Below are 19,179 nucleotides of genomic sequence, written 5' to 3' on the forward strand. Positions count from 1 at the left end.
AACTTGTGAAGGCGGTTTTTTTGTTATCTGCTGCAGGCTAGGCGAGCAGATCCTCCTGGACCGGCTTCCTGCGGGTCACCAGTTTCCGCAGCGTCACGTAAAACACCGGCGTCAGGAACAGACCGAAGAGCGTCACGCCCAGCATCCCGGAGAATACCGTGATCCCGGTGACGCCGCGGACTTCCGCCCCCGCGCCGTGGCCGAGGATCAGCGGAATGGTCCCGGCGATAAAGGCGATGGAGGTCATCACGATCGGGCGCAGACGCAGGCGGCACGCCTCCAGCGCCGCTTCCATGATGCCTTTCCCCTGGATCTCCAGCTCGCGGGCAAACTCGACGATCAGAATGGCGTTTTTACAGGCCAGGCCCATCAGGACCACCAGACCCACCTGCACGAAGACGTTGTTATCGCCCCCGGTCAGCCAGACGCCAAACAGCGCGGAGAGCATCGTCATCGGTACGATAAGGATCACCGCCAGCGGCAGGGTCCAGCTTTCATACAGCGCGGCCAGCACGAGGAACGCCAGCAGCACCGCCACCGGGAAGACGATCAGCGCCGTGTTGCCCTGGGTGGCCTGCTGGAAGCTGAGATCCGTCCACTCAATATTCATCCCATTCGGCAGGATCTGCTTCGACAGCTCCTCCAGATGCGTCATCGCCTGCGAAGAAGAGAGGACCCGCGGATCGGCATCGCCAATCAGGTCCGCCGCCGGATAACCGTTGTAGCGGATCACCGGATCCGGCCCGTAGGTGGTACTGATATTCACCATACTGCCGATCGGCACCATTTCGCCCTGATTATTGCGGGTGCGCAGATTAGCAATATCTTCCACGCTCTCGCGGAATGGCCCATCGGCCTGGGCCATCACGCGCCAGGTACGCCCGAACTGGTTAAAGTCATTGACATAAGACGAGCCGAGATAGGTCTGCAGCGTACCGAATAGCTCGGTTAGCGATACCCCCTGCGCTTTCGCCTTATCGCGATCGACCTGCACGTCCAGCTGCGGCACGTTAGCCTGGTAAGTCGAGATCGGGAAGTGCATCCCCGGCGTCTGCATAATCGCCCCGGACATCGCATTCACCGCGCTTTGCAGCGCGCCATAGCCCAGCCCTCCGCGATCCTGGATGTACAGGGAGTAGCCGGAACCCTGACCCAGTCCTAAAATCGGCGGCGGCAGGATGGAGAAGCCAAAGCCCTGCTGGATTTGCGCGATTTTGGCGTTAATCTCCGCGTTAATTTCCGCCGCCGTGTGTTTGCGCTGGTCGAACGGTTTCAGGCCAAAAAAGACCGTCCCGGTATTCGGCGTGTTGGTGAACTGCAGCGCGTTAAGCCCCGGGAAAGCGACCGCATAGTCGACCCCTTCGGTATTCATCCCGATCTCGCTCATTTTGCGGATCACCGCGTCGGTGCGCGCCAGCGACGACCCTTCCGGCATCTTCACGCCGCCAATGAGATACAGCTTATCCTGGGTGGGAATAAACCCGCCGGGGACGACTTTAAACATCACCCCAGCGGCGCAGAGCAGCAGCAGATACACCGCAAACACCGCGCCACGGCGTCCGAGGGTTTTGCTCACCAGCCCCTGATAGCCGTTCGAGCTGCGCAGGAAAAAGCGGTTAAACGGACGGAAAATCCAGCCAAACAGACGATCGATCAGCCGGGTAGGGAGGTCTTTCTTCGCGCCGTGCGGCTTTAACAGCAGGGCCGCCAGCGCCGGGGAGAGCGTCAGCGAGTTGATGGCCGAGATCACCGTCGAGATGGCGATGGTCACCGCGAACTGTTTGTAGAACTGGCCGGTGACCCCGGAGAGAAACGCCATCGGCACGAACACCGCACACAGCACCAGCGCAATGGCGATAATCGGCCCGGAGACCTCACGCATCGCCTGATGCGCCGCGGCAAGCGGCGCAAGCCCCTCTTCGATATTACGCTCGACGTTCTCCACCACCACGATGGCGTCGTCCACCACGATACCGATAGCCAGTACCAGCCCGAACAGGCTCAGGGTATTCAGCGAGAAGCCCAGCAGATAGAGAATGCTGAAGGTACCCACCACCGATACCGGCACCGCGATCAGCGGGATAATCGACGCGCGCCAGGTCTGCAGGAACAGGATCACTACCAGCACCACCAGCACTACCGCCTCCAGCAGCGTCTGCACCACCGCGCGGATGGAGTCGCGGACGAAAACCGTCGGGTCGTACGGCGCCGCCCATTGCATATCTTCCGGGAAGCGGGTGGCCAGCTCGGCCATTTTGGCGCGTACCGCGTTCGACAGATCGATGGCGTTAGCGCCGGGTGACTGGAAGATACCGATCCCGACCGCATCCTTATTGTTGAGCTGGGAGCGCAGCGCATAGCTACCGGAACCCATCTCGATGCGCGCCACGTCGCGCAGGCGGACCAGCGAGCCATCCTGCGCCGTTTTCAGAATGATATTGCCAAACTCTTCTTCGGTATGCAGACGGCCCTGGGCGTTAATGGAGATCAGGAAATCGCTCTCCTGCGGCAGCGGCTCGGCGCCAAGCTGTCCGGCAGACACCTGGACGTTTTGCTCCTGCATCGCCGTCACCACATCCGAGGCCGTCAGACCGCGGGCCGCGACCTTATTGGGATCCAGCCAGACGCGCATCGCATATTCACCGGAGCCAAAAATCTGGATCTGGCCGACGCCGGGCAGGCGCGCCAGCTCATCCTTCACTTTCAGCGTGGCGTAGTTGCGCATATACAGCGAGTCGTACTTACCGTTTGGCGAAAACAGATGCACCACCAGGGTCAGCGTCGGAGACTGCTTCTGGGTGGTGATCCCCAGACGGCGTACATCCTCCGGCAGACGCGCTTCGGCCTGCGCGACGCGGTTCTGCACCTGAACCTGCGCCTGATCCGGGTCGGTACCCGGGCGGAAGGTGACGGTGGTGACCAGCACGCCGTCGGAGCCGGCGACCGATTTCATGTACATCATGTTTTCAACGCCGTTGATCGCTTCCTCCAGCGGCGTCGCCACGGTCTCGGCAATCACTTTCGGGTTGGCGCCGGGATACTCCGCGCGCACCTGGACGCTCGGCGGGACGACATCCGGATATTCGCTCACCGGCAGCAGTGGGATAGCGATTAACCCGGTGATAAAAATTAAAATCGACAGCACCGCGGCGAAAATCGGCCTGTCGATAAAAAAGCGGGAAAAGTCCATGTCTTGGATTCTCTGATTAGGGATCAGTTAAGGGTGGCGCTGGAGGTCATGGCAACAGTTTTGGCGTTAACCGGCATACCCGGCATAAACACTTTTTGTAAGCCGTCGACGATGACGCTATCCCCAGGATTCAACCCCTTCTGAACGATGCGTAAACCGTCAGCCAGCCGCCCTGGGGTAATGTCGCGGCGCTGTGCTTTACCATCTTTATCAACGATATAGACGTATTTACGATCCTGATCGGTCAGTACCGCTTTGTCGTCGATCAGCGTGGCTTTGAACTCTGCGCTGCCCGGCAGACGCACGCGGGCAAACAGCCCCGGTGTGAACAGACGCTGCGAGTTATCCAGCAGCGCACGCATGCGGATGGTGCCGGTACTCGGCGTTAACTGATTATCGAGAAAATCCACTTTGCCCTGGTGGGGGTAACCTTCCTCGCCAACCAGGCCAATCTCCACCGGGAGCGCCTGATTATCGCTGGACGCGCCTTGCCCGCGGCGGGCGAGGTTTTGATAGTGGAGGTAGGTTGACTCGTCGACGTCAAAGTAGACGTACACCGTCTTCTGCGAGACCAGGGTGGTGAGCACGCTGGCGGTGTCGCCCGCGGTGACCAGGTTACCGCTGGTGATCAGCGCCCGGCTGGCGCGGCCGTCAATAGGGGCGGTCACTTTGGTGAAGTCGAGGTTAAGCTGCGCGGCATCCACCGCCGCCTGCGCGGCGCGAATGTCGGCCTGCGCCTGAACCGCGGCTGACCGGCGCTGCTCCCACTCTTCACGGGAGACGAGGTTGGTATGGACTAATTTATCGGTGCGGTTCGCCTCGCTTTGCGCCAGGCTGGCCTGCGTTTTGGCTCTTGCCAACGCCGCCTGCGCCTGCTCCAGCGCGGCGCGATAGGTTCTGTCATCTATCGTGAACAGCACCTGGCCCTTTTTCACCTCCTGGCCGTCGGTGTAATTCACTTTATCAATGTATCCCGAGACGCGAGGGCGAAGCTGAACGCTCTCCACCGCTTCAATGCGACCGTTAAAACTATCCCACTGACTGATCGACTTCACCAGCACCTTAGCGGCGCTGACCGTCGGGGCGGGAGGCGCAGCATTCTGCGCGACGCTGTCGTCGCAGCCGACGAGCAGAAAGGAGAGCATCATCGCGCCGAGCGCGGTCAGGTGAATGTTTCCCCAGGTTTTTTGCAGGCTCATTATTTTTATTCCGGTAAATGTAGCCGCCGGGCAAGACGCAGCGTGAGAAGCCGCGCCACTTCCTTTGTCCGGGCTGGCTTAAGGCCATTTGTGTCGATCATCGCCACAAAACTGTAACAATTTCGAATACACTATCGCGGCGATTGTAGGAAGGCGCTTAACTAAGTGCAAGAATAATTGTTGCACTTTATGTGCGGTCCAGGGGGAGATAAAAAACCGCGATCCCGGCGTGGATTTAAATGTAACAATAAAACTTGCATTTTGTGTAAAAACAGGCCACCTTTAAATACAACTGACAAAGATGCTTTTAACCGGCCGCGAGGGGGTAACATGATGAACACTGGCGCCATCATTCAGGATCTGATTGACTGGATCGACAACCATCTTGATAGCCGTCTGGATATTGACACCGTTGCCCGACGAGCCGGCTATTCGAAGTGGCACCTGCAGCGGATCTTCAAAGAACATACCGGGCAGCCCCTCGGAGAATATATTCGGGCGAAAAAGCTGCAAAAGTCGATCGAACGCTTGGCCCACAGCAACGAGCCGATCCTGAACGTGGCGATTGCCCTCGGCTTTGATTCCCAGCAGTCCTTCAACCGCAGCTTCAAGCGCCAGTACGGCAAGGCGCCCGGCGTCTGGCGCCGGAGTATCAGCCGCTCTGTTGCGCAGACATCTCGTCAGCGATCCGCATGACCGGGGAGGGTCAGTCCTGACCCGGCCCATGATCGAATTTGCTGCCTTTGCCGATGGCATAGAACTGCCCGCCTGCGACATAGTGAACGGTCCGTAGCTCGTCCGGCGCATCATCAAAGATCCAGTGTCCGTTGCGGAATACCCGGTCATCGCTCCAGGCGGCGACGATATCGCCCATAAACAGATTGTGTTGCTGCTGAATGTCCGGGTAGGGCATCACTTTGCACACCAGCCAGCCCGCACAGCCTGCCACAAGAGGAAGATCAAATTCCGGCTGATAAAAGAAGGGGATGGTGTCATTTTTATCCGGCGCGTCGGCATAGCTGCGCCCGCCAGCGTAGAGGACGGTTGCCATCTGGCTGACTACGGGGATCTGCACCACGAAATAGCCGCTCTTTTCCACCAGCTGACGAGTGAAAGCCTGGGTGCCAATATAGGCCACCACTTTTCGCTCGCCTGCCAGCCCAACCCAGGCGGCTGACATGACATTTTCGACGCCATCATATTTTGCGGAAATCATGGTGGTGGACCCGACCTGCAATAAACGATAGGCCTTACTTATTTCGACAGGCTGAACGGACATGGTTTTTCCTTTGTGCATGCTATTTAACGTAATGATTATCTGGATATTTATTGAGGGCATGTTCATTTTCGGGCCCTCTTTCGTAATCCACCGTGCAACGATACGCCAGGCGATTAAGCGTAAAAAGGTGCGTAAATTGTTTTCATTATTCATAATCCACGAATAATCATGCCGTCTGTCGGTAAGCTGCTCGCTACAGGAGAGAAAGAAGGTGGATCGTATTCAGGCTATGCAGATGTTTATGCGCGTCGCGGAGGCAGGAAGCTTCGTGCGTGCCGCGGAAACCCTTTCCCTGCCGGCCTCCACTGTCACCAATACCATTAAAAACCTTGAAAAATACCTGAAGGTACGGCTGCTGAACCGGACCACAAGGCGGGTGAGCCTTACGCCGGAAGGGATGCAGTATCTGGCGCAGTGCCGGGAAATTCTCGCCCTCATCGAACATAGTGAATCCACCCTGAGCGAGTCTGTCGCGCGGCCTCAGGGGCGCCTGCGGGTTGATATGCCCGCGGGCATCGCGCATTTCATCGTCATGCCGCATCTGCCGGACTTTTACCGGCGCTATCCCGATATCTACCTGATGATCGGCGTCAGCGATCGCCAGGTCGATCTCATTCAGGAAGGCGTCGACTGCGTGATACGAACGGGAGAGCTGAACAACTCCAGCCTGGTGGCCCGCCCTCTGGGCCGCTTTCGCTGGGTCACCTGCGCGTCACCGGACTATCTCAGGGAATATGGTGTGCCGCCGTCACCGGAGGCGCTCTCTCAGCACCGGGCTGTGCATTATTTCTCCGGTCAGGCGAGGCGGGCCGATGAGTTCCGCTTCGTTCGCCATGGCGAGACCTTTTCTGTACCCGTCAGCGGCAACGCCGCGGTGAATGAAACGGGGCTCTATATAAAAATGTGCCTGGCAGGATTTGGGCTGGCGCAGCTGGCGGAGAATATCGTTGCTGACCACCTGCAGGAGGGGAGACTGGTGGAAGTGCTGACGGACTGGCAGCCGCCCCCGGTACCCGTCACATTGCTCTATCCGCACCAGCGCTTTCTCTCTCCCGCCGTGCGGGCATTTGCTGAGTGGATGAGCGAGGTGGTTTGAGGGGAGTATTGCTTGCATTTAGCGCTTCGCGATGGAGGGTAGGGTTCCAGCAGAAATATCTGGTCTGCTGATGAATCACTCGATATTCTGTAATGCTTTGTCTTTTTTGTGAACAGGAAAAAGTATGCTTAATACGCTACCCGATTTACACAGAAGTTTTGCAGAGCAACTGAAGCTTAAATTACAGTCTGATTCGCGGATCCACTCCCTTCTCGCCGGCGGCTCGTTTATCCATGGCGGATTTGATCAATACTCCGATCTGGATTTCGTGGTGGTGATCGACCCTCTCTATTATGACGAAATCATGGCTCAGCGTATGGCGTTCGCCGGAACGCTCGGCCATCTGCTACATGCTTTCACCGGGGAACACGTCGGTGAGCCTCGCCTGCTGATCTGCCTGTTTGGCCCGGAACTTCTGCATGTCGATCTGAAATTTATCACCCTGGACATGCTCACTCAGCGCGTTGAGGAGCCTGCCGTGCTATTTACCCGTGATAACGATGCTCTCAAGCGACAGCTGGCAAAATTTAGCGCGCACTGGCCGAACATGACGCCGGAGTGGTTTGAGTCCCGGGCCTGGATCTGGCTGCATTATGCCGTGGTTAAACTGGGCAGGGGGGAACTCTTCGAAGCGCTGGGGATGCTGTCTTTCTTCCGGGAACAAGTGCTGGGACCGATGCTGTTTCGTCGCGCCAATCTACCGCAACGCGGCGTTCGTCGAATAGAAGCCCTCGGCATTGATCCCGATGGCCTGCTGACTTCCACTCTGGCAACACACGATCGTCACTCCGTCGGGATTGCCATTCGAAGGGCTGCTGACGCTTATGTCAACCTGCGGGCTGATGCGCTGCCTGACAATATCGCAGACGATGCGGCGCGTCGGGCGGTCCTTGCCATGCTGGACGCGTATTCTCACAAGGGGTAAATCTATCCCTCCGGCCGCGGACGCGGCCGGAGGGTGAAAGGTGTCGTTGGTGGTCTAATTCTGAGAGGGATGGGTTGCCGGGTAATTGGTAACGCGAAAACAACAGAGCTTTTCGTTGGGCCCATCAATGGGCCTAAAAGGTGCGGATTTCATGAGTTCTCTTCGGACGTCGTGGGGCAAATTGAGGGCACAAAAAAGCCCGCAGGGCTTGCGCCGTGCGGGCTCTCAGGACTTCATCGGATGACTCTGGTAATCACCGATGGAGAATTTTGGTGGAGCTGGCGGGAGTTGAACCCGCGTCCGAAATTCCTACATACCATCTTAACACACGTTAAAACAATGAATTACGAAATAAATCATGATGTTAGTTTTACGTGAGATTATCGCGTTTTATGCCGTTTTAACTCTCTGCCGCCATTTCGCCGCCACAATTTAGCGGCTCCATCCCAGATTGTGAAGGGGGTTTTTTGTCACTGCATCTTCGAGATGGTCAGGGGCAAAGTGGGCATAAACCATGGTCATTTTTATATCAGCGTGCCCCAGTATATCTCTAAGCACCAGTATATTGCCGCCGTTCATCATGAAATGGCTGGCGAAGGTATGGCGTAGAACGTGAGTACATTGGCCTTCTGGTAGCTCAATGCCAGCCCGTTTGATTGCTCTCTCAAATGCTTTTCGGCAGGGGGTAAATAGTTTTCCACGGTTACGCGGGAGTTCATCAAACAATTCCTGAGAGATAGGTACAGTTCTGTTTTTTTTGCCTTTGGTCTTTGTATAGGTAATGCGGTATTTTGAAATTTGATGGCCCTGCAGGTTTTCGGCTTCGCTCCAACGTGCACCGGTAGCCAGGCAAATTTTAGCCACCATAAGAAGGCTGGGACTTGAAGAGTCTGAGCAGGCGTCCAGCACGCGTTTTATTTCTTCAGGTGCTAGGAAGGCAAGCTCACCCTCGGCGATTTTAAACGTCGGTAATCCAGCTAGCGGGTTAGGTGCAGACCAGTGCCCTAATTTTTTTAGCGTACCGAAAACCGATGATAAATTGCGTTGTTCGAGATTAACGGTACGAGGCTTCACTGGCGACATAAAGCTGCCGTCCTCGTTTCTTATTTCACCCTTTAGCCTGGCCTCGCGATATTTAGAGAAATCACCTGCGGTTATTTCCGAGGCTATGGGATCGCCTAATCCGTTACAGATGATTTTCAGCTTTGCCATTAACCTTTTAGGGTCAGCGAGGGTTTGACCATACAGGGAGTGCCATTGTTCGATAACCTCTGACAGATGCCGACGATCTTCCTTCTCACCCAGCCATGGTTTTTTGTCCACTTCATCCATGGTGAAGTTTTCAAATGCTATAGCCTCGCCTTTAGTCACGAACTGCTTACGCACGCGCTTACCGTTGCGCCCGGTCGGGTAGCACTCACACAACCACTTTCCATTGGGCTGTTTTCTGATGGTCATGATCAGACGCTCTTAATTACTTTGACGGCTCTGCCTAACACTTCAATATCATCAATAGCACATTCAAAAGATGACTCGCCTTGATGAACAACCAGCCTGTTACCTGGTATACGGGCTAATTTGACGATGCTTTTTATCCCATCAATATCTACTAGCCACACCCCGTTAACCGGCGGGGTAATCGCGCGGTCAATTAGGTATGCGTCATTGTCAGCATGAATCAAGATCGGGTTGTTCAGATCATGAGGGATAAGGCTACTATCCAATATGACCTTCCCATGCTCCACCAGTGAGCCGCCGATCAGGGATGCTTTATCAAGTTCAGGCGCAACTACTTCAGAAAGGGACCTTACCTGTGTCGGGGTCACAGAATCAAAACTGTTTTCCTGCCCAGGGGCGCCGTGTTTATCACCTTGACCAGTTGTTAGCCATCTTAGCGACAAACCAGTTTCAAGGGCGCACTGGATTACCCATTCCGCCGGGAAACTGTCACGTAAGTATCTGTTTGCCATCGTGCTTTTTGATACACCTAAGTGATCGCAAAGCTGCTGGCGCGAGTTGAAGTTATAAGCTTGAATCAGCCTATTTATTGCATCGCGTCCACCGCTGTCATTACCCACTTTGATTGATCTCATAAGCAAAACCCTTGACGTACACAAAATGCGATCTTAATATCCATTCAAGGTTTGAAAAACAAACCTAAAACCATATAAAACGAGATAAAACGTATTCAAACTAAGAGATACTGCACTATGAGTACTGACATTTCAATTCGTGTACCTAAAGAGGTTGCAACTCCGGCGGAGTTCGCGGAGTGGGAGGGCTTAACCCGTGGGTCTGTATATCAAAAAATTCATCACGGCAAGCTCGCAAAGTATCTGAAACCAAAGGATAAAAAGGAGGGGCGCTGTGTAATTTATTACCTCAAGTTCAAGCAGGACCAGATTCGCGAGTCTCTGGGTCACTCCAACTTCCGCATCATTGTTGGTCAGTAAGTCCAATTATGAGAACTTTTGGAGCGACGAACATGTTTGATTTCAGGATTTCCAAACATCCGCATTTTGATGAAGCCTGCCGGGCTTTCGCGCTGCGTCACAACATGGCGAAACTGGCAGAACGCGCGGGAATGAATGTCCAGACACTGCGCAATAAGCTAAACCCTGACCAGCCGCACCAACTTACCGCACCGGATATCTGGCTGCTTACTGATCTGACCGAGGATTCAGCGTTGGTTGATGGTTTCCTGGCGCAGATCCACTGCCTACCGTGCGTGCCGCTAAACGAAGTCGCGCGCGAAAAGATGCCGGAATATGTTCTAAAAGCTACGGCAGAAATCGGCCGCGTGGCTGCCGGCGCTGTTTCCGGCGAAGCGCACACAACGGCAGGGCGCCGCCAGATTGTTGATAGCATCAATTCAGTTACTCGACTGATGGCATTAACCGCAGTGACGTTGCAGGCGCGCCTGCAGGCAAGCCCGGCGATGGCCAGCACCATTGATACAGTTACTGGCCTGGGCGCCTCGTTTGGTTTGATCTGAGGTGGCTATGTTGAATAACCAACCATCAATCGCATCGCTTCTCGTTAAGCAAAGTCCATCACCGCATTTCGGGCATGGCTGGATCATGGGTAAAGATGGCAAGCGCTGGCACCCGTGCCGCTCGCAGGATGCGCTGCTGGCTGAACTGCGTACTAATAAACAGGGGAAACCATGGCTATTGAAGGCGATTCTGCGACTGTTCCACTAAGTCCGGGACATCGGCTGGATGGCCTGAATCATATTGCAGAGCTAAGGGCGAAAGTGTTCGGCTTGAATATAGAACCTGAACTGGAGCGTTTTATTAGTGATATGCGGGACCAGCGAGATATTAACCATAAACAAAATGAGCGTGCCTTAGCCGCCATATTCTTTATGGCTAAGATTCCGGCGGATCGTCATAACGTCAATATGAATGAGCTGACGACTGACGAAAAGCGGGAGCTGATAAAAGCAATGAACCATTTTCGTGCAGTGGTGAGCTTATTTCCAAAGCGGCTAACCATGCCGAATTAACCAGTAACAGAAATTAATGGCGTAAACCCGCCGGGCATTCTTTTGCCAAAATTCAGGAGAGTCAACAATGCGAAATATCGAAACTCGTTCCAACAAAATCGGCCCGGATGATGCAGGTCTTAACCAGATGCTGACAGAGGCCCGCATGGAAGAACGCCGAGCACGTGCTGCGGCAATGGCTGCCCGCCTTGATAGCCTGGCGTGTCACATCACATCGCGCCAGCTTAATCACGTGGAGGCAGCGGAGATGCTGCGCGTTGCTGCGGAAAACATCCAGAACGAAGCGCAGGAGATCCACTGATGGCTGATTCTATGGACCTCGTACAGCAGCGCGTTGAAGAAGAACGCCAGCGGCACATCCACACCGCCCGCAGTAAAGAGCCGGGCGTTTCCCGCGTTTTATGCATCGAATGTGATGCGCCAATCCCGCCCGCTCGCCACCGTGCGCTTCCCGGCGTGCAGTGCTGCATCACCTGTCAGGAAATCGCAGAGCTGAAAGGCAAACACTACAATGGGGGTGCTATATGAGCACCATCCTGAAATGGGCGGGCAATAAGACCGCCGTCATGCATGAACTGAAAAAGCACCTGCCTGCAGGCCTGCGACTGGTTGAACCTTTCGCGGGTTCCTGCGCTGTGATGATGGCGACAGAGTATCCTCATTATCTTGTCGCGGATATTAATTCAGACCTGATTAATCTTTATAAGCAGATTGCATTTAACTGCGAGAAATTTATTACTAACGCTAAAGGGTTCTTTGCCAGCACTAATAGCGAAACCTCTTATTACAATATTCGTCAGGATTTTAATCATTCATCTGAAACTACTGATTTCTGGAAGGCTGTATTTTTCCTTTATCTTAATCGCCACTGTTATCGTGGATTGTGCCGTTATAACAGGAAAGGTGAATTTAACGTTCCATACGGGAATTATAAAAAACCATATTTCCCGGAAGACGAAATCAGAGCATTTGCAGAGAAAGCAAAACGCGCCACCTTCATTTGTGCCAGCTATGAGGAAACTTTAGCAATGGTCAAAGTAGGTGATGTGATTTATTGCGACCCACCTTATGACGGTACATTTACCGATTATCACACTGATGGTTTCAATGAGCTTGAACAGCGTCGCCTGGCGACGACTCTTGATGTACTGGCATCAGCAGGCCATCAGGTTGTTGTGTCGAACAGTGAAACCGAGCTGACGAACGCGATTTACCAGAGTTTTACCCGCCACCGTATTAACGCAAAACGCAGTATGGGCGTTGCCGGTGGTGATGGTAAGTCTGCAACTGAAATTATCGCTGTTTCTCAACCTCTGATCTGGTCCGGGTTTGATCTGGCGGCGTATCCAGTCGTGAGTGCGTCTTACGAAACTTTCCAAAGAGAGTATTTGTGTGAGCCATCACGACGTTAAAAACTACGGCGGTGCAGATGATGCCGCCACTGCTTTTGTCTGGAATGCCCCGAAAAAAGCGGTTAACCCGTATGTGGACCCGGCGGAAGTTGCGCCGGTGTCTGCGCTTTCAAACCTGATCGCCCTCTACGCCAGCGACAACGAGCAGGAGCAGCTGCGCCGTGAGGCGATGAGCGATGAGGTCTGGGAACGCTATTTCTACAATAAAGCCCGTGATCCTGTTCAGCGTGAAATGGAGCAGGACCGGCTGATCAGCCGTGCCAAAATGGCCCGCGAGCAGCAGCGGTTTAATCCCGATCTGGTGATTCTGGCAGACGTAAGCGCTGAACCATCACATATCAGCAAGCCACTGCTTGAGCGCATTAAATATTTCGAGGGCCTGGGAAAGCCGAAGGCATATTCCCGCTATCTACGTGAAACCATCAGGTCGTGCCTTGAACGCCTGGAGCGCGTGCGTGCCAGCCAGGTTTCTGCGTCATTCCGGTTTATGGCGAGCCACGACGGGCTGGAGGGCCTGCTGGTTCTGCCGGAAATGAACCAGGAGCAGGTTAAGCGGTTATCTACCCTGGTGGCGGCACACATGAGCATGTGTCTGGATGCTGCCTGCGGTGAGCTGTTTGCGGATGAAGACGTTACGCCGGAAGAGATCCGCCGGTCATGGGAAAGGGTGGCCGCTGAGGCCATGCGCCTTGATGTTATTCCGCCTGCTTTCGAGCAGCTGCGCCGTAAAAAGCACCGCCGTAACCCGGTCCCATACGAACTTATTCCGGGTTCGCTTGCCCGTATGCTCTGTGCTGACTGGTGGTATCGCAAGCTGTGGCAGATGCGGTGTGAATGGCGGGAAGAACAGCTGCGCGCCGTCTGCCTGGTTAACAAAAAGGCGTCCCCGTATGTCAGCTATGAGGCCGTGATCCATAAACGCGAACAGCGCCGCAAATCGCTGGAGTTCTTCCGCTCCCATGAGTTGACCAATGAGCAGGGCGATACGCTGGATATGGAGGACGTGGTAAACGCCAGCAGCAGCAATCCGGCGCACCGGCGCAACGAAATGATGGCCTGCGTTAAAGGGCTGGAGCTGATCGCAGAAATGCGTGGTGAATGCGCCGTGTTCTATACCATCACCTGCCCGTCACGCTTTCACGCAACGCTCAATAACGGCAGGCCAAACCCGAAATGGACCAGTGCCACGGTCCGGCAGAGCAGCGATTATCTGGTGAATATGTTCGCCGCCTTCCGTAAGGCGATGCACAAAGCCGGGCTGCGCTGGTATGGCGTCCGCGTTGCTGAGCCACACCATGACGGCACCGTGCACTGGCACCTGCTGTGCTTCATGCGCAAAAAAGACCGCAAATCCATCACCGCGCTGCTGCGTAAATTTGCCATCCGTGAGGACCGCCAGGAGTTGGGCAACAATACCGGCCCGCGTTTTAAGTCTGAGCTGATCAACCCGCGCAAGGGTACGCCTACCAGCTACATCGCGAAGTACATCAGTAAGAACATCGACGGGCGTGGCCTGGCTAACGAAATCAGCAAAGAAACCGGCAGATCACTGCGGGACAATGCCGAACATGTCAATGCCTGGGCTTCGCTGCATCGCGTCCAGCAATTCCGCTTTTTCGGTATACCGGGCCGCCAGGCTTATCGCGAGCTGCGTTTGCTGGCAGGCCAGGCCGCGCGACAGCAGGCCGATAAAAAAGCAGGTGCGCCGGTACTGGATAACCCGCGTCTGGATGCCGTGCTGGCGGCAGCTGATGCCGGGTGTTTTGCCACCTACATCATGAAACAGGGCGGCGTACTGGTTCCGCGTAAACATCACCTGGTCCGCACGGCTTATGAACTCAATGACGAGCCATCAGCCTATGGCGATCACGGCATCCGTATTTATGGCATCTGGTCCCCGATTATTGAGGGCCGGATTTGCACGCATGCGATGAAGTGGAAAATGGTTCGTAAGGCCGTTGACGTTCAGGAGGCGCCAGCCGACCAGGGCGCTTGCGCCCCTTGGACTCGTGGCAATAACTGTCCCCCTGTGGAAAAAATGAACGAAAACGGGGCCGTAAGCGGGCATGATTTACCGGATATTGCGGGTATGGATGAGCGGGAGGTGCAGGAGTATCTCCATAGCATGAGCAAAAAAGAGCTGAGGGAGCTAAACGCACGGCTTCGCATGGTTAAGCCTAAGCGCCGGAAAGGGTACAGGCAGGATGTGGATAATCAGCAGCGCCTGCAGCTGGAGTATGAACTTAAATCGAGAGGCTTTGATGGTTCGGAGGCGGAGATCGATCTGCTTCTGCGCGGCGGCAGTATTCCATCCGGTGCCGGTCTGCGTGTTTTTTACCGGAACCAAAGGCTGCAGGAAGATGATAAATGGCGCCAGTGGTACTGATGAAGGGGCACAATTAATGCCTTTATCTCACCATATGGGACACATCTGATTGAATGATAAAAACTATTTTACAGGAAGAAAATCATATTATACTGTATGCATATCCAGTGGATGCATGTACAGTATAGCCATATCCTTTTGTGGGGATATGGCAACGGATATCCCGTAGTGAGGATAGGAGGGGAAATGCAGGACTACCTTTTGGAGTCGTTAAAGCTCCAGCGTATTGATTTTTTTATCAAGCTTGTAGCGGCTAGTGAGTGCAGCGATGAAGAGAAGCGACTTGCTATCCAGTGGGTTTCTGAGCTGACTGATGAATTAATGGCGAAAATTCGTAGCCATGAATACAGCCGGTCAATGGATGTTTCCAGTTAGGGGGATGATCTCCATGCGTGTCGAAATAATGATTGATAAAGAGCAGAAAATTAGCCAGGCGACACTGGAAGCACTCGAAACCGAACTTTACCGCAACCTGATCCCTTTATATCCCAAGATGGCGATCCGCATTCGCAAAGGCAGTGCCAACGGTATCGAGTTGACCGGCTTAAAACTTGATGAGGATAAGCAGCGGGTAATGGAAATTATGCAGCAGGTCTGGGAAGACGATAGCTGGCTGCATTAACAAAACGTTGCAGGCGATAAAACTGGTTTTTACCGCCTGCAAGGTTGAACAACGAGCAAGGCGAGGCGTTAGGCTATGGGGTCTAAAGACAGTAATTATCAGGTTATTTATCGCTATGAGCCGCTGCCGAAGTTTGTTCCGGGTGGTTGGGTGCTTTTTCAGCGGCCAAAATCCTGCGGCGGCGGGTTCTGGCTGGGTAAAACCTATGATGGTGTTTTTATGCTTGAACTTGATCGCCCAGTTCCCTTGGATGAGGGGATTAAGTACATCATCCTTTCATCGCGAGTAGCTGAAAACTTTATGGATTTTGACGAGGATTTCAGGCTAACCTGAAAAAAAAGAGAGTGCATGACTATGCCGCATGAATCTGCATGATCGTTTGAGGATCGTTTTAGCTCCGGCCCGCCAGTTCTGGCGGGCTTTTTCATATCTCATGCAGGTGCATGAAAACCACTACACAAAGCGGGCAGGCGTGGCGGGGATACGAGCGCGCGCAACGGGGTGAAATGGTGAAAATCCGGCGCATTTTCCGGGCCGCTGACGGGCGGACGGGGAAGGGGGTAGAACGGAGAGGCAAAAAAATAGCGCCTCGCAGGGGGCTGCTGAGGCGCTTATAGAGGGTGTTACGCTGGGTCAGTCTTCCTGCAGGTCCAGCGTATAGGGGTCGAATCGGATCACCTCTTCGCCCAGCCACTTATTCAATTCCTGCAATCGTTTCTGCAGTGGCATCAGTTCGTTGCGGACAAAGACGCGGCTGGCCTTTTCCACGTCACCGAACCCGCCAGTATTGTTGGGAATGATGCCCATCATCTGCGGGGGGACGCGGTGCGCAGCCATCATGTCATCACGGCTCACGTTTTTGATATTCAGAAACTCATCCTTTGCCGCGACTTCTGACAGTGGGATGATCTGGATGCCGTCCTTTTTACCGTTGGGCGAATACATAAACAGGTTACGGAAGTTGCCCGGCCCTTTGGCGCTTTTCATGGCCTGGCGGATGTTGTTCACGTCCTCCTGATTCTGTGCCGCGTCTGTCATGTACATGATGAAACCGGCGTGACTGCCGTTGATGTAATACTTACGGCGAAACAGCGTAGCCGACTCGTTGAGCAGTGTTGACGGGATGGCGGAGAGATAGCCGGGCAGCCCGTAGATTTCCTGGTTAATGTCCGGCTCCATCAGGTGAAAGATGCTACCTGTTGTGAACTCATAGGGCTGTATAGTAAGCCCATATTGCACAAACCAGTAAGTGTCGAGGTCAAGACCTCGCCGGGTGTACTTCGCCAGTGATGGCTCCAGTGACAGGACCCCGCCCAGCCTGTTCGTCCGTTTTTCAAGATAGGCGTTACCGAACACCAGATAGTCCTGGACGAAACGGGCAAAAGCCTGCTGGCTGAGCAGGCGGTGGGGGATGTAGGTACTGCTGAGAATGTCACGCTTAACGGCAATCGGTGAGCTGTGATGTACAGCGGCGCGATAGGTCCGCGCCAGCCCGTCAAAGCTCACCGGCGGCTCATACCAGCGGTCCATTTGCACACATTCTACGTAGTCCAGAAGTTCGCGGCGGTCCAGTACCGGAATGGGATCGCCAAAACTGAACGCCTGGGTAGTCGCTGCATCATTGGGTTGTACGTCAGGTGGTATCACATCCTGTGCGGTATTCTCAGTCATTAAAAAATCTCCACAATGTTGCTGGTATTGGCGGCTTCGCCCTGCAGCGGTTCGTTAAACAGTGCGTGCATCGTTGCCCAGGCCAAATCTGCGTGGCTGGCTTCTTCGCTACGGCTGGCTTCGTAGGTAGGGCGGTTTCCGCTGGCGGTGGTGGTGCGGCGGATAGCCATAAATGACTGCGCAATGTCGGTATGCCCGGCGTCAAACTCCAGACGGCGGTGGCTGATAATGTCGTATGCCTTGAGCACCAGGGCGTTTTTGACGTTGGGGTTATAGACAAACTCCCGCACGGCAGGGAAAAAGCCTTTTACGTTTTCATAAACACCGTGACCGACGCCGGTGGAGTCAATGCCGATGTAGGTCACGTTATACTGCTGAGTCAGTTTGCGGATGGCCTCTGCCTGGGCGCGGAAGTCCATTCCGCGCCACTGGTGACGCTCAAGGATGCGGAACTTACCGCCGGGTACAGTAGGCGGGGCAATGACTACGCAGCCAGCGCTGTCACCGTTCTGGGTGCCTTTCGCCGGGTCATAGCCGATCCAGACTTCGCGCCAGCCAAACGGACGCAGGGCCAGCGCCTGAAAGTCTTCCCAGACTTCCCAGCTGTCCACCATGCAGGCCTGCAGGTCAGCGAGGGGGAAAACGGAGGCGAGATCGTCGATGAATTCACACATCAGCAGGTTCTGGTACTCGTCGGGGCTGTACTCCAGGCGCAGCTGGTCGAGGTCGAACAGGTTGCAGCCACCGCGCACGGCGTCCTCCACCGTCACGATCTGTCTGAACTGACCGTCAGCGCAAAGCAGACCGGCAGCAAGGGCTGAGTGGGTCAGGTCGATATCAACGCGATCAGCTTTTGCCCGCCCGCGATTGAACAGGGCGCCGGACCAGAACGGGTAAGCGCTGTGCGTCAGGCTGGAAGGCGTGGAGAAATAGGTCTGGCGCCATTTCTTGTGCAGCGCCATGCCGGAGGCGACTTTACGTAGCTCCTGAAATTTCGGGATCCAGAAATACTCATCAAGATACAGGTTGCCGTGGTAGCTCTGCGCGGTGCGGGCGTTGGTCCCGAGAAAATACAGTGTGGCGCCGTTTGGCAGCACCATGGGATCGCCTTTTAATTCCACGTCGACTTCTTTGGCAAACTCGATGATGTACTGCTTAAAAACATGTGCCTGGGCTTTACTGGCTGACAGGAAAATCTGGTTTCGCCCTGTCATAAGGGCGTCCATCAGCGCTTCACGCGCGAAATAATACGTAGCGCCGATCTGGCGCGATTTAAGCACGTTGCGGATGCGGTGCTTAATTCCTGCTTCCCACCAGTGACGCTGATATTCAAACATTCCGTTGCGGAAAATTTCTTCCAGCTTTTCGATCTGTTCGTCGCTGAACTGGTTTTTTTCAGGTTGTTTGCGGGGGCCGCGGTTGCGGTTTTGCACGTTGGGGTTAAGGTCCGCCTCATTACCGCCGTTGTTAAATTTACCGATGCGGGCGTGGCGCTCGGACTGGCGCGCCAGCAGGTCTATTTCTTTAAAGTCTTTCCCTTCCTTGTGCTCCTTCATGATTAGCTGGCAATAGCGGGCGGCAGTGGTGAGCTGCATCTGATCGAGTGGGCCATATTCGCCCCACTTGTCGCGCTTTTTCCAGCTGTGAACGGTTGCAACTTTTTCGCCCAGCATTTCAGCAATGCGGGCTACGCGGTATCCCTGAAAATACAGCAGTAATGCCTGCCTGCGGGGATCGAGGTCTGCGGGGGTCATCGTTTCCATGGCACAAACATACGGCCTTGCCTGGCGCCTTTCCCCGGCTGGCCTTTGTATGGTTTACCGCACAAGGTCCGCGCGTTGTTTCACCCCCTCCATCGCAGCAACCATAAGGCCTCACAGAGTTATTTGAT

Annotated in this window: 21 protein-coding genes; 14 read left to right on the forward strand and 7 right to left on the reverse strand. The window is 54.6% G+C overall.

What is annotated here, in order from left to right; all coding sequences use genetic code 11:
• Nucleotides 1–37: 37 nt before the first annotated feature.
• Together oqxB and oqxA are read right to left on the reverse strand one after the other, a co-directional pair.
• Nucleotides 38–3,190, reverse strand: coding sequence for a multidrug efflux RND transporter permease subunit OqxB (gene oqxB, locus KB890_RS20330; protein ID WP_004180960.1), 3,153 nt, complete (start codon nt 3,188–3,190; stop codon nt 38–40).
• Between the two features lie 23 nt (nt 3,191–3,213).
• Nucleotides 3,214–4,389 carry a multidrug efflux RND transporter periplasmic adaptor subunit OqxA gene (gene oqxA, locus KB890_RS20335; RefSeq protein ID WP_002914189.1) on the reverse strand — a complete coding sequence of 392 codons (1,176 nt, stop codon included), beginning with the start codon at nt 4,387–4,389 and terminating at the stop codon, nt 3,214–3,216.
• Between the two features lie 333 nt (nt 4,390–4,722).
• On the opposite strand from oqxA, the gene KB890_RS20340 reads away from it, so the two are divergent.
• On the forward strand, nt 4,723–5,085 hold the full coding sequence (locus KB890_RS20340) for a helix-turn-helix domain-containing protein (RefSeq protein ID WP_004193671.1): 363 nt from the start codon (nt 4,723–4,725) through the stop codon (nt 5,083–5,085).
• A gap of 10 nt (nt 5,086–5,095) precedes the next feature.
• Here KB890_RS20340 and KB890_RS20345 read toward each other — a convergent pair whose 3' ends face one another.
• On the reverse strand, nt 5,096–5,668 hold the full coding sequence (locus KB890_RS20345) for a flavin reductase family protein (protein ID WP_004174789.1): 573 nt from the start codon (nt 5,666–5,668) through the stop codon (nt 5,096–5,098).
• Nucleotides 5,669–5,879: 211 nt separating this feature from the next.
• Here KB890_RS20345 and KB890_RS20350 point away from each other — a divergent pair, with 211 nt between their 5' ends.
• Nucleotides 5,880–6,764, forward strand: coding sequence for a LysR family transcriptional regulator (locus tag KB890_RS20350; protein WP_004180957.1), 885 nt, complete (start codon nt 5,880–5,882; stop codon nt 6,762–6,764).
• Nucleotides 6,765–6,888: 124 nt separating this feature from the next.
• Nucleotides 6,889–7,689: a hypothetical protein gene (locus KB890_RS20355; protein WP_004180956.1), complete on the forward strand. Its 801-nt coding sequence runs from the start codon at nt 6,889–6,891 to the stop codon at nt 7,687–7,689.
• 432 nt (nt 7,690–8,121) lie between these two features.
• Here KB890_RS20355 and KB890_RS20360 read toward each other — a convergent pair whose 3' ends face one another.
• Nucleotides 8,122–9,147, reverse strand: coding sequence for a site-specific integrase (locus KB890_RS20360; protein ID WP_048300141.1), 1,026 nt, complete (start codon nt 9,145–9,147; stop codon nt 8,122–8,124).
• A gap of 2 nt (nt 9,148–9,149) precedes the next feature.
• Nucleotides 9,150–9,782, reverse strand: coding sequence for a phage repressor protein CI (locus KB890_RS20365; protein WP_048300140.1), 633 nt, complete (start codon nt 9,780–9,782; stop codon nt 9,150–9,152).
• 117 nt (nt 9,783–9,899) lie between these two features.
• Between KB890_RS20365 and KB890_RS20370 the strand changes: the two genes are divergently transcribed.
• The 11 genes from KB890_RS20370 to KB890_RS20420 all read left to right on the forward strand — a co-directional run bounded on the left by KB890_RS20370 (nt 9,900) and on the right by KB890_RS20420 (nt 15,950).
• Nucleotides 9,900–10,142, forward strand: coding sequence for a hypothetical protein (locus tag KB890_RS20370; protein WP_048300139.1), 243 nt, complete (start codon nt 9,900–9,902; stop codon nt 10,140–10,142).
• Nucleotides 10,143–10,174: 32 nt separating this feature from the next.
• A complete protein-coding gene (locus KB890_RS20375) occupies nt 10,175–10,684 on the forward strand; it encodes a phage regulatory CII family protein (protein ID WP_019704952.1) in 510 nt (169 codons plus the stop codon).
• 7 nt (nt 10,685–10,691) lie between these two features.
• Complete coding sequence (locus KB890_RS20380) at nt 10,692–10,892, forward strand: phage filamentation protein Fil family protein (RefSeq protein ID WP_019704179.1); 201 nt, start codon at nt 10,692–10,694, stop codon at nt 10,890–10,892.
• A complete protein-coding gene (locus KB890_RS20385) occupies nt 10,856–11,197 on the forward strand; it encodes a DUF5347 domain-containing protein (RefSeq protein WP_004174279.1) in 342 nt (113 codons plus the stop codon). The genes KB890_RS20380 and KB890_RS20385 overlap by 37 nt, the downstream gene beginning before the upstream one ends.
• Nucleotides 11,198–11,264: 67 nt before the next feature.
• Nucleotides 11,265–11,498 (forward strand): DUF2732 family protein, encoded by a 234-nt coding sequence (locus KB890_RS20390; protein WP_065804315.1) that lies wholly within the window; start codon nt 11,265–11,267, stop codon nt 11,496–11,498.
• Nucleotides 11,498–11,725 (forward strand): TraR/DksA family transcriptional regulator, encoded by a 228-nt coding sequence (locus KB890_RS20395; protein ID WP_065804317.1) that lies wholly within the window; start codon nt 11,498–11,500, stop codon nt 11,723–11,725. Before KB890_RS20390 ends, KB890_RS20395 begins: the two co-directional genes overlap by 1 nt.
• Nucleotides 11,722–12,609 (forward strand): DNA adenine methylase, encoded by an 888-nt coding sequence (locus KB890_RS20400; RefSeq protein WP_065804319.1) that lies wholly within the window; start codon nt 11,722–11,724, stop codon nt 12,607–12,609. Before KB890_RS20395 ends, KB890_RS20400 begins: the two co-directional genes overlap by 4 nt.
• Nucleotides 12,590–14,995 carry a replication endonuclease gene (locus KB890_RS20405; protein WP_065804321.1) on the forward strand — a complete coding sequence of 802 codons (2,406 nt, stop codon included), beginning with the start codon at nt 12,590–12,592 and terminating at the stop codon, nt 14,993–14,995. The genes KB890_RS20400 and KB890_RS20405 overlap by 20 nt, the downstream gene beginning before the upstream one ends.
• Before the next feature lie 186 nt (nt 14,996–15,181).
• Nucleotides 15,182–15,370, forward strand: coding sequence for a hypothetical protein (locus KB890_RS20410; protein ID WP_004144689.1), 189 nt, complete (start codon nt 15,182–15,184; stop codon nt 15,368–15,370).
• A gap of 13 nt (nt 15,371–15,383) precedes the next feature.
• The gene (locus KB890_RS20415; protein ID WP_094965546.1) at nt 15,384–15,617 is read left to right on the forward strand and encodes a DinI family protein; all 234 of its coding nucleotides are present in this window, start codon (nt 15,384–15,386) and stop codon (nt 15,615–15,617) included.
• Between the two features lie 75 nt (nt 15,618–15,692).
• A complete protein-coding gene (locus tag KB890_RS20420; RefSeq protein WP_004174290.1) occupies nt 15,693–15,950 on the forward strand; it encodes a hypothetical protein in 258 nt (85 codons plus the stop codon).
• Nucleotides 15,951–16,250: 300 nt separating this feature from the next.
• Here the strand turns inward: KB890_RS20420 and KB890_RS20425 are convergent, their stop codons facing one another.
• Both KB890_RS20425 and KB890_RS20430 read right to left on the reverse strand, forming a co-directional pair.
• Entirely contained in the window at nt 16,251–17,288 is a 1,038-nt protein-coding gene (locus KB890_RS20425; protein ID WP_094965540.1) for a phage portal protein, read from the reverse strand.
• On the reverse strand, nt 17,288–19,051 hold the full coding sequence (locus tag KB890_RS20430; RefSeq protein ID WP_094965538.1) for a terminase ATPase subunit family protein: 1,764 nt from the start codon (nt 19,049–19,051) through the stop codon (nt 17,288–17,290). The genes KB890_RS20425 and KB890_RS20430 overlap by 1 nt, the downstream gene beginning before the upstream one ends.
• Between the last annotated feature and the right edge of the window lie 128 nt (nt 19,052–19,179).

Source organism: Klebsiella sp. P1954, assembly GCF_018199955.1.
Lineage (GTDB): Bacteria > Pseudomonadota > Gammaproteobacteria > Enterobacterales > Enterobacteriaceae > Klebsiella > Klebsiella pneumoniae.

Coding starts and splice junctions, on each gene's coding strand:
- oqxB (WP_004180960.1), bottom strand. CDS start 3,190: ATGGACTTTTCCCGCTTTTTTATCGACAGGCCGATTTTCGCCGCGGTG.
- oqxA (WP_002914189.1), bottom strand. CDS start 4,389: ATGAGCCTGCAAAAAACCTGGGGAAACATTCACCTGACCGCGCTCGGC.
- KB890_RS20340 (WP_004193671.1), top strand. CDS start 4,723: ATGAACACTGGCGCCATCATTCAGGATCTGATTGACTGGATCGACAAC.
- KB890_RS20345 (WP_004174789.1), bottom strand. CDS start 5,668: ATGTCCGTTCAGCCTGTCGAAATAAGTAAGGCCTATCGTTTATTGCAG.
- KB890_RS20355 (WP_004180956.1), top strand. CDS start 6,889: ATGCTTAATACGCTACCCGATTTACACAGAAGTTTTGCAGAGCAACTG.
- KB890_RS20360 (WP_048300141.1), bottom strand. CDS start 9,147: ATGACCATCAGAAAACAGCCCAATGGAAAGTGGTTGTGTGAGTGCTAC.
- KB890_RS20365 (WP_048300140.1), bottom strand. CDS start 9,782: ATGAGATCAATCAAAGTGGGTAATGACAGCGGTGGACGCGATGCAATA.
- KB890_RS20370 (WP_048300139.1), top strand. CDS start 9,900: ATGAGTACTGACATTTCAATTCGTGTACCTAAAGAGGTTGCAACTCCG.
- KB890_RS20375 (WP_019704952.1), top strand. CDS start 10,175: ATGTTTGATTTCAGGATTTCCAAACATCCGCATTTTGATGAAGCCTGC.
- KB890_RS20380 (WP_019704179.1), top strand. CDS start 10,692: ATGTTGAATAACCAACCATCAATCGCATCGCTTCTCGTTAAGCAAAGT.
- KB890_RS20385 (WP_004174279.1), top strand. CDS start 10,856: ATGGCTATTGAAGGCGATTCTGCGACTGTTCCACTAAGTCCGGGACAT.
- KB890_RS20390 (WP_065804315.1), top strand. CDS start 11,265: ATGCGAAATATCGAAACTCGTTCCAACAAAATCGGCCCGGATGATGCA.
- KB890_RS20395 (WP_065804317.1), top strand. CDS start 11,498: ATGGCTGATTCTATGGACCTCGTACAGCAGCGCGTTGAAGAAGAACGC.
- KB890_RS20400 (WP_065804319.1), top strand. CDS start 11,722: ATGAGCACCATCCTGAAATGGGCGGGCAATAAGACCGCCGTCATGCAT.
- KB890_RS20410 (WP_004144689.1), top strand. CDS start 15,182: ATGCAGGACTACCTTTTGGAGTCGTTAAAGCTCCAGCGTATTGATTTT.
- KB890_RS20415 (WP_094965546.1), top strand. CDS start 15,384: ATGCGTGTCGAAATAATGATTGATAAAGAGCAGAAAATTAGCCAGGCG.
- KB890_RS20420 (WP_004174290.1), top strand. CDS start 15,693: ATGGGGTCTAAAGACAGTAATTATCAGGTTATTTATCGCTATGAGCCG.
- KB890_RS20425 (WP_094965540.1), bottom strand. CDS start 17,288: ATGACTGAGAATACCGCACAGGATGTGATACCACCTGACGTACAACCC.
- KB890_RS20430 (WP_094965538.1), bottom strand. CDS start 19,051: ATGGAAACGATGACCCCCGCAGACCTCGATCCCCGCAGGCAGGCATTA.